This is a genomic window from Neobacillus cucumis, from assembly GCF_016908975.1.
Taxonomy (GTDB): Bacteria; Bacillota; Bacilli; order Bacillales; family Cytobacillaceae; genus Neobacillus; species Neobacillus cucumis.
The window spans coordinates 282,538-296,503 of sequence record NZ_JAFBEX010000003.1; the positions used below are offsets into that span (position 1 = coordinate 282,538).

The following is a 13,966-nucleotide window of genomic DNA, read 5'->3' on the forward strand; positions in this document are numbered from 1 at the left end:
GAGAACTTGAAGGGAAAACCTACTCACTACTTTTTTCCTTATCTTTTTCATAGAGCATTTTGACCATATCGGCAAATAATAAGTTCACACCGCCCTCCGTATCTAACACATCTAAATTAACAGCCACAAGAGCATATTTTGGATTTTTATATGGAAAATACCCGGCAAACCATTTATTATGAAGCTGCTTGCCATCGATATATTTTCCTGTTTCAGCAGTACCTGATTTCCCAGCAACCTCGTATGGGAGATTTCGAAACCATCTTCCTGTCCCATTTGGATTAAGAACGACTTCGCGAAGCAATTTTTGCAGCCTCATGCTCGTATAGGGTGAGATGCTATCCCCCCCTAAGCTTTGCACAGGAAAATCTACCATCGTCGTCCTATTTTTATATTCAATTTTAGATACGGCCCTTACCATCTCTTTCTTTCCCCCTCTAGCAATCGTTGCCATCATATTAGCAACGGCTAAAGGTGTGACTCGTACTTCATTCTGTCCTATCCCAGACATTGCGGCCATATTGGCATCCTTTCTTGCCTCATCCGATACAAATACCCTACCAGAATCCTCGTCAGGAAGCTGTTTAAAATTACTTGTATGATAGACATCACCCTGCCAGCCAACACCGCCGGTTAATCCTAATTTACCGGCATATTCCTCTAAAGAAAGAGGGTCCTCTTTTTGTAATTCCTTTGCTAGTTCACCAAAAGTTTGATTACAGCTTCTCGCAAAACTATTCGTAAAATCTAACATACCATAATTATATTGGACTTCTGGCTTTCCATTAATTTTTTTACTGCAATCAAATTGACGCATAGGAGAATCAAGATTATGGTCAATTGCGGCAGCCGCCACAACCGTTTTAAATACCGAGCCTACGATCTGTTGTTTTAACATCCTATTGGTGATCCCTGCACCGCTATAAGGGTCCTTTTTATTAATCGATGGACGGGAAACCATGGCGAGGATGCTGCTGTTTTTTATATCAAGAAGGACTAGACCGCCCTTTTTAATTTGGGATTGATCTACTAAATCCTCGGCCCTTTGCTGAATGTTCTTATCAATAGTGGTCCGAATATTAACCGGATAAAATGGATTAGCCGGATCAACATACTTTACATTTATCCCAAATAGTGGTCCGCCAGAACCATCGACATGGTAAACCAATTTCGATTTCCCCTCTGGAAGCAGAAATTCATCGAAGCTCTCTTCCAGTCCCGATACACCAAGCAAAGTTTTTTCTGATAACTCTTTATTTGGATACCGCCTTTTAACTTCTTTTGGGTTTTCACCAGTCAAACCAATCAGTTGTTCTGCCGGAACCTCTGAACGTTCAAACTTCTTTTCTATTGCGAAAACACCAGGTATATTTAATTGATTAATTCGTTCCATTTGTGAAGAGGTTAATTCTAGTGGCTTCGGATTACCATAGGCAAACGGTTTTTTTGCCCGTTCTACTGCATTTTTTAAGGTTTTGACCGGAATTCCGCTAATTTCAGAAACTTTATTTGCATTCCAGTCTATTTTTTTTAAAAATGGAAACAGGACAAGGACGGAAACTTTTTTATGGGTAAGCATAACGCCATTTCGGTCCAGAAAATTTCCCCTGCCGTTATCTATCACCAGCTCTTGTGTTCTTTGCTGCACACTTTCCTCAAGTAAATTGATGTTATGCTTAGAAAATGCCTCTGTTTCAATTAGTTGAATTTGCATAAGCCTGATTAATAGCAATGCAAAGCCAATGATACAAATGATTAGCCATCCAAAGGCCCGTCTTTTCCACATAAAAAACACCTCGTCAAAAGTTTTGACGAGGTTCGAGCTTTTCAAACTATTGAATTAATTATTTAATCGATACAATACGAACATTCATTTCTCCGCCCGGTGTTTGAACGGTTACTTGATCGCCCACTTTTTTCCCGATAAGACTTTTAGCAATCGGTGAATCATTTGAAATCTTTCCTTCAAATGGATCAGCCTCTGCACTTCCTACGATTGAATACGTTTCTTCTTCACCATTTGGTAATTCAATAAAGGTAACTGAACTTCCTAAAGTAACAGAGTCACCTGCTAATTCGCTTTCAGCAATGATTTTTGCGTTTCGAATCATATTTTCTAATGTGGTAATCCGGCCCTCAACAAATGCTTGTTCTTCTTTCGCAGAATCATACTCGGAGTTTTCAGATAAATCACCGAAACTTCTAGCAATTTTAATTCTCTCTACAACTTCTTTACGTTTAACCGATTTCAAATGTTCAAGTTCTTGTACGAGTTTATCCTTACCTGCTTGTGTCATTGGAAATACTTTCTCAGTAGCCAAAATCCTCACTCCTTCTAGTCTTCACAATCCCCCATTAGAATTGTGTGTGTTATATGTAGGTTATAGTACATAAGGTAAATACATAGTAGCGCGTCCTTCCAATAAGGGCGCGCACTATTACTATTTATTTTAAGTCTATTCTGTTGCTATTGTGTCATAAAATTGATTTTTGTTCAAGAATTGTTTGAATTTTTGTGACCATTAAATCAATCGCCACATGATTTTGCCCGCCTTCAGGGATAATAATATCAGCATAACGTTTAGTTGGTTCAATGAACTGATTATGCATGGGCCTGACAACATTTAGATACTGGTCAATCACGGACTCAATCGACCTCCCGCGTTCTTTAATATCTCTTTGTAATCGGCGAATAATCCTTAAATCAGCATCTGTATCCACATACAATTTAATATCCATTAAATCGCGAAGACGCTCATCTTCTAATACTAAAATCCCTTCTAAAATAATAACATCTTTAGGCTGAACAGGTATTACCTTCTCTGAGCGTGTATGAATCGAATAATCATAGACCGGTTTTTCGATTGGTTCATACCGTAATAGCTTCTCAATATGTTCAATGAGCAAGTCATTATCAAAGGCTAGCGGGTGATCATAATTGGTTTTTAAACGTTCCTCAAAGGGGACATTTCGCTGATCCTTGTAATAATAATCCTGCTCCAACACTAAGATAGAAAGATCTTTTAAACTTTCATAGATCGAATTTGTTACACTGGTTTTTCCGGAGCCGGAGCCGCCGGTTACACCAATAACAACCGGTTTGCGCATTATGCGTTCTCCTTTCGCATCATGTTGTTAGGGTATACCGGTTTGTCCAATTTAAATTTTACAATCTGAAGTGGATGTCTAGCAGCGTCTAATTCATTCCCTTTTTCGTCCCAAACCTTATCAATTACATGTGTGAAATTTTCAATTTCAGGTCCGAAAAATTCCACTTCATCTCCTGGTTTAAAATGATTACGCTGCTGTAAGGTGAGCATTTGTGTTTCTTCGTTATAATCCAACACAAGTCCTACAAATTCAAAGTTTGTCTTCTTGCTATGATTACCAAACATTTGCTCTTTATACCCAGGAATTCCTTCAAAAAACGCTGGAGCTGTTTCACGGTTGGCACATTTATCAAGTTCTTCTAACCAACTTTTCTTAATGACAAAATTATCAGGGTCAGCACAATAAGCATCAATGACTTTACGATAAACACTTACAACCGTAGCAATATAATGGATTGATTTCATGCGCCCTTCGATTTTCAAGCTATCGATTCCAAGTTCAATCATATTTGGAATAGCTTTAATGAGGTTAAGGTCTTTTGGGCTCATTGCAAAAGGAGCGTCCCCTTCATTAAACAGAGCATTTTCTTGTTCCTCGCCCTCAAGCTTGTAAAGGTCATAATCCCAGCGGCATGATTGACAGCAGCCGCCGCGGTTAGAGTCTCTAGCTGTCATATGATTACTTAATGTACAGCGACCAGAGTAGGCAATACACATCGCACCATGGATAAAGGTTTCGATTTCAACATCCACCTTTTCCTTCATTTCTCTTATTTCCTCTGCACCCACTTCACGGGCTAAAACAACCCGTTCTGCTCCTGATTCTTTCCAAAACTGGGCAGCCTTCCAGTTGGAAAGGGATTGCTGGGTACTAATATGGATTTCAATTTCAGGCGCTAAGCGGCGGCAGGTTTCAATAATAAGCGGGTCAGCTACAATAATCCCTGCTATACCGGTTTCCTTTAACCCCAGAATATATTCTTCTAAGCCGTCAATATTTTCATTGTGAGCAAAGATGTTCGTTGTCACATATATTTTGGCTCCGTATTTCTTAGCAAACTCCACGCCTTCTTTCATTTCTTCGAAGGTAAAGTTATCGGCATTCGAACGAAGGCCGTATTCCTGCCCGCCAATAAAGACAGCATCTGCACCATAATGTACGGCAATTTTTAATTTTTCTAGATTGCCTGCAGGTGCTAGGAGTTCTGGCTTCTTTACAATGACGCGCTTTCCGTTAATTATTTCAGAAATTTTGTCTTTTAGTGTATTCACGATTGAACCCCTCCCATAAAAATGTGGCTGTTGATTTCCGCTCCAATCAACTAAGTATAAAAACAACAATATTGTTTAACAGAGCCTTCTCTTAATAAACCGTTTCTTTGAAATAGAAGCCTGTATCTAATGAACGATTGGCTGGTTGGATTTCTTCTATAGCTTCTAAAAGCTCGTCTTTTTTGTCATCATACGCATCCGGATCTTCTGCACATAAATCAATGGCCGTACGGTAAGCTTTTGTCACAGCCAAAATATATTCTGGGCTTTTTAAGATCCCGTCAATTTTAAACGAGTCAACACCAGCCTCCATCATTTCCTGAAGCTCATCAATGATACAAATATCATTTGGGCTCATGATATGCGTTCCATTCTCATCTTCAAAGATAGGATATTTATTTCCACGCTCTTTATCGTGCAAGAACATATTTTCTTCCATTTTACGATTTTCAATTTCCATGACCTTGCCCTGATATTCATAGTAATTTCCAAGCAAGGAACGTTTAGATTGAAACATACAGCTCATCCCGTGAACCTGTACTTCAATTTCCACTTCTGCATTTTCTTTTATTTCAATAATGGCATCCATATTAATTTCACGGGCAAGAACGGACCGTTTGGCACCCTTTGAACCCCAATAATTACAAGTAAACCAGTTTGTACCGGTTGTTTCTGTATTCCAATGGAGTTTCATTTCAGGAGCCACTTCTTTAGCGGTCATTAGAACTGCAGGATCGCCAAAGATAATCGCATCTGCATTTGCCTCTTTAACAAATTGAATATAGTCATCAAGTTCCCCAATTTTCTCATTATGAAAAATGGCATTCATGGCTACATATACTTTTTTTCCTTTGCTATGTGCCATTTCAATCGCCTTACGGACATTATCACGATTGAATTCCCCTGCAAGCCGCAGTCCATAACGCTGTTCACCTATCACAAATGCATCTGCTCCTGCATCTGCTAATGGTAAAATATGGTCAACTGTTAATGGGGTAACAAGTAATTCCGGTTTCTTCATAACCCTCACCTCTTCTTAATACTTATGGCTATTCCGTCTCCTACTGGTAAAATAACGGTATGATATTCAGAGTGATTCATTAACCACTTATTGAAATCAGCTATTTTTTTGACCAAGTTTCGAGTTCTTTTGAATTCAATCTCATCTTCGGCAACGAGACCTTTAAATAGGACATTATCCGTGACAATTAATCCATCTGCTTTCAAACACTTTGCATACAACTCAAAAAACTTTTTGTATTGACCTTTTGCAGCGTCAATAAAGATCGCATCAAATGGACCATGTGCATGCACATCATTCTCTACTTCCAGGGCATCTCCCTCGATGCAGATAATTTGTCCGCCTTTTCCTGAACGCTGAATAAATTCTTTGGCCGTTTGAATTCTATCCAAATCCCTTTCAATCGTAACAACTTCTGCCTCAGGAAGGGCTTCGGCCATCCTTAAAGCAGAATAACCAATTGCTGTTCCGACCTCAAGAATTTTTTTGGATCCATGAATTCTCAATAATTGCAACATGGTTTCAATGCCTGCAAGTTCCATGATGGGAACATGATGTTCGCTAGCATATTTCTCCATTTCTGTAAATAAACTATTCCTTTCGGGAATAAGACCTTCTATATAAGAATGCAGCTTTTCATTTAACAAGCTGCCGTCACCTCTATCCTCATAAGAAAACCGGAAGCTTTCATCCGGAAGATTCTTAAATTCAAATGCTTTTATTATTTGCCAAAAAAGAATGCTTTAGACATGAAAAAATAGCGTTCACAGAATCAAATGAAAACCAGCTAAAAGAAATAACTTTTAGAGCTATTCACAGCAAAATCTGCCGCCAGTTCTGTATCTGTGGGTTACGCTATAGAATACATATTAAAATACCTGAACTATTCTACCATAAAAATAGGGGGAATGCTAATCTTTCCCCCACGTTCACATTATTTTTTATTGGAAATATACTCAGCCTTTTTCTGATTGTGCTCAGCCAATGTTCTTGTAAAAATAACATCACCATTATCTGTTGCAAGGAAATAGTAATAATCGGTTTGAGCCGGTTCAAGTGCTGCCTCAATGGATATTCTACCTGCACTAGCAATCGGTCCAGGTGGTAGCCCAGTATGCTTATAGGTATTATAGGGTGAATCTACCTCTAAATCTTTATAATAGATTTTTTCTTTATGTCTGCCTTGTGCATATAAAACGGTTGGATCTGTTTGCAGTGGCATCCCTTTTTTCATCCGATTATAAAAAACACTGGCAATCGTTTTACGATCAGCTTTTGCGCTTGCTTCCTCTTCAACAAGAGAGGCCATTGTTAATAATTGATGAACAGACAGCTTCTTTTCTTTCCTTTTCTCTGTGTAATCAGATAGTACCATTCTCGTTTTATCGAGCATCGCGGTGACGATTTCATCCAGAGTAGGATTTGGTTTATAGAATGGATAGGTGGCCGGATAGAGATAACCTTCCAGTGGATATTTTACAGTTGAATGCAAGATTTCATCTGTTAAGATGTCTGGATATTTGGTCATTAGCGTTTTAATATATTGACGATTATTTAGTTTGTTAAACACATCATTCTCATTTTGGTTGGTCGCCTTTGCTATGATCCCAGCAATTTCCTTAAGCTGTTTCCCTTCAGGAATCGTTATTTTAAAAGTGGCATTTGCTAATACTTTACCGTTTTTTAAACGATTGACAATTTCAGGAACTCCCATTGAAGGACTTAATTGATACTCGCCTGCCATAAAGCCGCCTTCGTTTTTAAACTTGACATAGTACTTAAAAACCTTTGCGCTCTTAATGATTCCATTTTGCTCTAATCTTTCACCAATTCCTGTAACAGATGAGCCCATTGGAATATCAACTGTTTTTGTGGTTTTACTGTTTGAATCAACTGGTTTTAATGCGGATGTTATGTAAAGGTAACCTCCGCCGCCTATTAAAAGGATGAATAAGAGCAGAAAGATGGAAATATATAAAACAATCCTTCGGACAATTTTCGCTTCATGATGATGTTCTAACATTTTTTGTCGAATAACAGCTTTTTTATGTTCTTTGTCGTTTGTCTTCATCTTGTCCCCCTTCCCGATGCCAATGGTACATGAACGCTTGTTTATCTATACATTCAATAAAATCCAATCAATATTAATTTGAGCACATAGTACGAAAAATGTCAATTTAACAAGCAATATGTCAAAATTAGACGAACAAAAAAACCGACTCATGATAAGCCGGTTCAAAAAATCTTATTCTTCTTGTTCTTCATTGAAGGTATTGAATACTTCTTCTACCATATCCCATTCTTCATCTGTTTCAATTTCCATTAACTCTCCGAAACCGCCATCTTCCGTAGGAATATAAGCATAGGTTAGAATATCAATTTCTTCTTCCTCATCTTCATTAGCCCCTACTGGGTAAAAGAATACATAGGACTTTTCATATTCATCAGAGTCAAATGTGAAAAGTATTTCAAATAATTGTTCATCGCCATTTTCATCAACTAGTGTAATGTAGCGATCTTCTTCGTGATTATGATTTTGTGCCATTTTTCCACCTCATTATTTTTGGCTATCAAGAAAACCTTGTAGGATCATGACGGCTGCCATTTTATCAATGACCTTTTTGCGCTTTTTCCGACTGACATCTGCCTCAAGCAAAACACGTTCTGCAGCCATTGTGGTTAATCGCTCGTCCCATAAAACGGTTGGAACAGCAAATCTGCCCTCTACTTCTGCAGCAAATTTTTGACTTGCTTCACCTCGCGGTCCAATCGTCCCATTCATATTTTTAGGTAATCCGATAACGACTTTATCGACTTGATACTCATTTATTAATTGCCCAATTTCCTCAAAACCAAACTCTTGTTTTTCTTCGTTGATTTTGAGCGTTTTTAGACCCTGCGCCGTCCAGCCTAGCTCATCACTCAAAGCTACCCCAACGGTTTTTGAGCCTACATCTAATCCCAATACACGCATCTATTAACCCTCTCGTTGTTGTTTTAGATAGGATTTAACCAGTTCTTCAATAATTTCATCCCGTTCTAGCTTACGGATGATATTACGGGCGTCACGATGCCGAGGAATATAGGCAGGATCACCTGACAATAGATATCCTACTATCTGATTAATTGGATTATATCCTTTTTCTTGTAAGGCCTCGTATACTTGAAAAAGTACATCGTTTACGTCATGTTCAAACGGATCTTCCGGAAAATTAAACCGCATTGTTTTATCAAATGAGCTCATGTCTCCACCTCGCTTATTAGTTGACGAGAATTGTAGTGTCAAACTGCAGGGCCTACACACTGCAACATTTCTGATGTCTAGCTACAGCACCTAGGGGGCTCGGGGTCATAAGCCAATCCATCAAGAAGGTTAAAGAACAACCTTCTCGCCGGCTTGACTTATGCCTGTCGGCCCTGGGCAAGGCGCTTCCGCTTTTCTTTTAGTTACCTATATTTTACACTAGTTTGTCCCATTATCAAACGGATTTCACCCATTCAGCAACGAATTGAAGTGCAGTATCCAATTTCTCCGGATCTTTTCCACCAGCTTGCGCCATATCTGGACGACCGCCTCCGCCGCCTCCGCATCGGGAAGCAACCTCTTTAATTAATTTACCTGCATGATAGCCTTTTTCAATTAGGTCCTTCGTGACGGCTGCAATTAAATTAACTTTTCCATCATGTGCACTACCAAGGACGATGACAGCAGATCCAAGCTTTTGTTTCAAATCATCGGCCATATTTCGTAAATTATTCATATCAGCCGCTTGGACTCTGGCAGATAAAACCGTCACGCCCTCAATTTCTTTTGCATTGGAAACAAGGTTGCCTGCCTCAATATTTCCAAGCTTGGCTGCAAGTGATTCATTTTCACGCTGCAGCTGCTTGATTTCCGTTAATAAACCTTCAATTCGGCTGCTAATATCTTTGGGATTGGTTTTTAATTTTTCAGCTGTATCATTTAATAAACGAACCTGCTCATTTAGTAGTTTATAAGCGGATTCACCTGTAACAGCTTCAATCCTTCTTGTTCCTGCACCAATTCCACCCTCGGAAACAATTTTAAATAAACCAATAACAGATGTATTTGGTACGTGGCATCCACCGCAAAGCTCAAGGCTGTAATCGCCGACTCTAACTACACGAACAATATCGCCATACTTCTCACCAAAGAGTGCCATGGCCCCCATTGCCTTCGCTTCAGCAATTGGCTTTAAGTTAATATCAACTTCGATATTGCGCCAAATCTTTTCATTTACAATGCGTTCGACTTGTTCTAATTCTTCCGGCTTCACTTGACCAAAGTGTGAAAAGTCAAAACGGAGACGATCAGGTTCAACTAACGATCCAGCCTGGTTGACATGCTCTCCAAGAATATCCTTTAATGCACGGTGAAGCAAATGTGTTGCAGTATGGTTTTTAATAATTTTGACACGATTCTCTGCGTCGACTGTTGCTGTTACCTGTTGATTGGTTTTCAGTTGTCCGTTTTCAATTGCAACCTTATGAAGGTTTTGACCATTCGGTGCTTTTTGAACATCTTTAACCGCAACCGTCACGCCATCCCCTTGAAGCAAGCCTCGGTCAGCAATCTGACCACCGCTTTCTGCGTAAAAAGGAGTGATATCAAGGATTACTTGTACCTCTTCACCTGTTCCAGCTGTTTCAACTAACTGACCTTCTTTAATAATCGCAATGACTGTAGAATTCGTGTTTAATTCGTCATAACCAACAAATTTACTTTCAAGTGTAACATCACGTAGGACACCGCCTTGAACTTGCATGGAATCGACATCCTGACGAGCTGCACGAGCACGTTCGCGCTGCTGTTCCATTTCTGCCTCAAATCCATCATGATCGACTTTCATGCCTTCTTCTTCCGCATATTCCTCTGTTAATTCAACCGGGAAACCATACGTGTCATATAAACGGAAAATATCAGCACCCGAGATGGTATTACTGCCCTTTTCCTTTTCCTTGCTGATGACGTTTGATAAAATGGTTAAGCCCTCATGAAGGGTCTCATGGAAACGTTCTTCCTCATTTTTGATAACTTTTTGAATAAATTCGGTCTTATCCTTTACTTCTGGATAGTAATCCTGCATAATCTCGCCAACTACAGGTACCAATTCAAACATAAATGGACGATTAATATTGATTTGCTTCGCATAGCGAACAGCACGTCGCAACAGGCGGCGCAATACATAGCCGCGTCCTTCATTGGACGGCAATGCTCCATCACCAACAGCAAAAGCAACCGTCCGGATATGGTCTGCAATTACTTTAAAAGCGACATCCTTTTCTTTGTCCACACCGTAACTTACGCCAGATATTTCTTCTGTTGCCCGGATAATCGGGATAAATAAATCGGTATCAAAGTTGGTTGGAACATTTTGAACAACGGATGCCATCCGCTCAAGTCCCATTCCAGTATCAATATTTTTCTTTGGCAGTGGGGTATAGGTACCATCAGGGTTATGGTTAAATTGTGAAAATACCAGATTCCAAACCTCTAAATAGCGTTCATTTTCACCGCCTGGATACAATTCAGGGTCCGAAGAATCATCTCCATACTCAGGACCTCGGTCATAGAAAATTTCTGTGTTTGGTCCACTTGGGCCTTCCCCAATGTCCCAGAAGTTCCCTTCCAAGCGAATAATCCGCTCCTCTGGAATACCAATCGTTTTATGCCAAATTTCATATGCCTCATGATCCTCTGGATGGACCGTCACACTTAATAACTCTGGGTCAAAACCAATCCATTTTTCTGCAGTTAGAAACTCCCATGCCCAAATGATGGCTTCTTCCTTGAAGTAATCACCGATTGAAAAGTTTCCAAGCATTTCGAAAAACGTATGGTGGCGGGCTGTTTTTCCGACATTTTCAATATCATTGGTACGGATTGATTTTTGTGCATTAGTAATTCTCGGATTTTCTGGAACCACACGACCGTCAAAGTATTTCTTTAATGTAGCGACACCGCTGTTAATCCATAATAATGATGGGTCATCATGCGGAACAAGTGATGCACTTGGTTCAATGTTATGTCCTTTTTCTTCGTTAAAAAACTGAAGAAACATAGAACGAATTTGCGCTCCTGTTAATTTTTTCATTTTTTATAGACCTCCTTTAATTTAAAGGCTCTTTTAAATTAGGCTGTTGATTTCTGCTACAGATTCAACCTTTAACACACCTTTTTAAAAAAGCACACAAAAAAGCCCTCATCCCAAAACAGGGACGAGAGCTAGTCTCGCGGTACCACCCTGATTATGAATACAAAAAGCCTGTATTCATCTCTCAATTACAGCCTTAACGCGGCAATGACGGCAGTGATTAGCTGCACTCCGGAATAGCTTTCTGTTATCCTTCATCTAGAGCTTCTTTCAGCCTGGGAAGCTCCTCTCTTTTACGCAAGTACGCGTTACAGATGGACTACAACATACTTAATTCCTTCTACATTTTTAAACAATTATTCTATATGACGAATTATAGCCACCAACAAAACGTTTGTCAATTTGAATCGTTAATTAGGTGGTTTTTTGCATGAATGATACCCACCTTTATAACCGCAAGAATGGGAACAGCAAGAATTAATCCAAGAATTCCGCCAACTTCACCGCCCGTTGTTAAAGCCGCCATAATTAATAAAGGGTGCATATGCAAACTCTTTCCAACGATATACGGCGACAATATATTGCCTTCTAAAAACTGTAAACCAAAGACAATCACAACGGTAATGATCACTAACTTAATAGAAACAGTGGCGGCAATGATTACCGCTGGGATAGCTCCAATGATGGGTCCAAAATAGGGAATGACATTTGTTGCCCCGACAATTAACCCTAAAAGAAGCGGATAATTCAGATGAAAAAGCCAAAATAACAGAGAAGAAACACTGCCAATAATGATACAAACAAGCAGCTGACCTCTAATGTAGCCGCCGAGTGACTGATCTACATCCTTCAGAAACATTGTCCCTTTTCTTCGCCATTTTTTAGGACTTAAGTACCACACAGTCCTTTTTAATAATGGGTAATCTTTAAGCATATAGAACGCAATAAAAGGAATGATCATCATCAAAAGAGCAGAATTTAATATGTCGACTAGGATATTAACGATAATCGTTAATAGTGAGTTAAGCTTATTTTCAATTGCATCGATTCCATCATCAACCCGTGCCTGCAATCCATCAGGCCATTCCTTTGTATGTTTTTGCAGCAGGGCAATCCATTCTCGATATTGTTCAGCAAACACAGGTGCACTTTCAGATAAATCTTTTATTTGATTAATGACGATGGGAATTCCTTTATATAAAGAAAAACCGATGCCGCCAAAAAAAATAACATAAATCAAGATGATAGCAAGGCCTCGGTGAAGCCCTTTTTCATGTAATTTTTCCACAATGGGGTGAAGTAAATACGTAATAAACCCGGCAATGATAAATGGAAAAAGAATCGTTCCAATAATTCGAACAATCGGCATCCACAAAGAACTAATCTTTAAAAAAACATAGATGGCGATTAATAAAAGGAGTACAAACCCAATTCGATAATACCATTTTAAACGAATATCCACGTCGAAGCCCTCCTTACATTAGTTTTGGAGACTGCTGGTGGAAATATACAAGTTATACTAAATCCCCCTCAGAACTTTGAGGGGGATACATTTAAAGTATTACACGTTTAAGCTTTTTTTGCATTCTTTTCATATTGCGGGCTGACATCATATTATTCCTTTGGGCAATATTATATGCTGCCATTCCTGCACCAAAAACAAGCATGGTCGTCATCATTTTATTCATGCGTCTCACCTCTTAGACAAATTGGCCAGACAAACAAACGAGGGGACCTCGATGTTTTTAAATCGTATAACGACGTTCTTCTTCTTCAAACAGATCATCTAATGAACTGAGTGACCCGTCTTCTTCAACCTGATGGGTATTGATGATTCCTTTGTTAACGGAGAGTTCAATAAAACAATTCCAGCAATAATACTGGTTAATACCAATTTTGCCGATATCTTTGCTTTGACAATTGGGACACTTTAACACGAAAAGACACCTCACGTATCATTTACATCTACGATAATGGCATCCTTTCCGATCGCGACGGGCTTACCGGATTGAATGACTTGTTTGCCTTCCGTGATTTCCGAAAAGAAGCCATCCGTAATCTCATACCCTACGATTGTGCCCAATTCTTCCTGAAAATATACATCTTTTAACAATCCGAGGGAGTCACCGCTTTTAGAAAGCATCAACATCCCATCGATCGCATGTTGATGGTTTAATGTATATTCAGGACTCTCCTTTAATTTTTTTAAATACTTGGAATCCTCAATCATGACCCCATCCCAGCCAAAGGAGGCGACCTTTTGTATATCAAGGAAGTAGGTTTGTTTGAAGAATATTCCTTTTTTGACTAAGAGTCCGTCAACTTTTCCAGTGCTAGCGATACAAAGATCCATTATTTCACCTATTTTTGTTCCACTTCTGGTTTCAAAAACAGGCTGTCCTTTTAATAACGAAAATGTCGGCAAAGAGTTTTCACCCCCCGAACAT

General features: G+C 39.2%; 15 protein-coding genes and 1 other annotated feature. All 15 genes read right to left on the bottom strand.

What is annotated here, in order from left to right:
• Positions 1-19: 19 nt before the first annotated feature.
• A complete protein-coding gene (locus tag JOC76_RS05690) occupies positions 20-1,786 on the bottom strand; it encodes a peptidoglycan D,D-transpeptidase FtsI family protein (protein WP_205176613.1) in 1,767 nt (588 codons plus the stop codon).
• A gap of 58 nt (positions 1,787-1,844) precedes the next feature.
• Positions 1,845-2,321, bottom strand: coding sequence for a transcription elongation factor GreA (gene greA, locus JOC76_RS05695; protein WP_205176614.1), 477 nt, complete (start codon positions 2,319-2,321; stop codon positions 1,845-1,847).
• A 154-nt stretch (positions 2,322-2,475) separates the two neighbouring features.
• Positions 2,476-3,111, bottom strand: a complete 636-nt coding sequence (gene udk / locus JOC76_RS05700; protein ID WP_205176703.1) for a uridine kinase — start codon at positions 3,109-3,111, stop codon at positions 2,476-2,478.
• Complete coding sequence (locus tag JOC76_RS05705) at positions 3,108-4,382, bottom strand: peptidase U32 family protein (RefSeq protein WP_205176615.1); 1,275 nt, start codon at positions 4,380-4,382, stop codon at positions 3,108-3,110. Before JOC76_RS05705 ends, udk begins: the two co-directional genes overlap by 4 nt.
• Positions 4,383-4,473: 91 nt before the next feature.
• On the bottom strand, positions 4,474-5,403 hold the full coding sequence (locus JOC76_RS05710) for a peptidase U32 family protein (RefSeq protein ID WP_205176616.1): 930 nt from the start codon (positions 5,401-5,403) through the stop codon (positions 4,474-4,476).
• 5 nt (positions 5,404-5,408) lie between these two features.
• The gene (locus JOC76_RS05715) at positions 5,409-6,050 is read right to left on the bottom strand and encodes an O-methyltransferase (protein ID WP_205176617.1); all 642 of its coding nucleotides are present in this window, start codon (positions 6,048-6,050) and stop codon (positions 5,409-5,411) included.
• Positions 6,051-6,337: 287 nt separating this feature from the next.
• Positions 6,338-7,474, bottom strand: a complete 1,137-nt coding sequence (mltG, locus tag JOC76_RS05720; protein ID WP_205176618.1) for an endolytic transglycosylase MltG — start codon at positions 7,472-7,474, stop codon at positions 6,338-6,340.
• Positions 7,475-7,648: 174 nt separating this feature from the next.
• Positions 7,649-7,948 (bottom strand): DUF1292 domain-containing protein, encoded by a 300-nt coding sequence (locus JOC76_RS05725; protein ID WP_205176619.1) that lies wholly within the window; start codon positions 7,946-7,948, stop codon positions 7,649-7,651.
• Between the two features lie 12 nt (positions 7,949-7,960).
• Complete coding sequence (gene ruvX, locus JOC76_RS05730; protein ID WP_205176620.1) at positions 7,961-8,377, bottom strand: Holliday junction resolvase RuvX; 417 nt, start codon at positions 8,375-8,377, stop codon at positions 7,961-7,963.
• Between the two features lie 3 nt (positions 8,378-8,380).
• The gene (locus JOC76_RS05735) at positions 8,381-8,647 is read right to left on the bottom strand and encodes an IreB family regulatory phosphoprotein (RefSeq protein WP_101651947.1); all 267 of its coding nucleotides are present in this window, start codon (positions 8,645-8,647) and stop codon (positions 8,381-8,383) included.
• A gap of 235 nt (positions 8,648-8,882) precedes the next feature.
• A complete protein-coding gene (gene alaS / locus JOC76_RS05740; RefSeq protein WP_205176621.1) occupies positions 8,883-11,519 on the bottom strand; it encodes an alanine--tRNA ligase in 2,637 nt (878 codons plus the stop codon).
• A gap of 117 nt (positions 11,520-11,636) precedes the next feature.
• Positions 11,637-11,871: a binding site (T-box leader), on the bottom strand.
• Between the two features lie 45 nt (positions 11,872-11,916).
• Positions 11,917-12,981, bottom strand: a complete 1,065-nt coding sequence (locus JOC76_RS05745) for an AI-2E family transporter (protein ID WP_205176622.1) — start codon at positions 12,979-12,981, stop codon at positions 11,917-11,919.
• A 91-nt stretch (positions 12,982-13,072) separates the two neighbouring features.
• Positions 13,073-13,207 (bottom strand): YrzQ family protein, encoded by a 135-nt coding sequence (locus tag JOC76_RS05750; RefSeq protein WP_205176623.1) that lies wholly within the window; start codon positions 13,205-13,207, stop codon positions 13,073-13,075.
• A 57-nt stretch (positions 13,208-13,264) separates the two neighbouring features.
• The gene (locus tag JOC76_RS05755; protein ID WP_205176624.1) at positions 13,265-13,456 is read right to left on the bottom strand and encodes a YrzR-like zinc ribbon domain; all 192 of its coding nucleotides are present in this window, start codon (positions 13,454-13,456) and stop codon (positions 13,265-13,267) included.
• 11 nt (positions 13,457-13,467) lie between these two features.
• Positions 13,468-13,944, bottom strand: coding sequence for a PRC-barrel domain-containing protein (locus JOC76_RS05760; RefSeq protein WP_205176625.1), 477 nt, complete (start codon positions 13,942-13,944; stop codon positions 13,468-13,470).
• Positions 13,945-13,966: the final 22 nt, after the last annotated feature.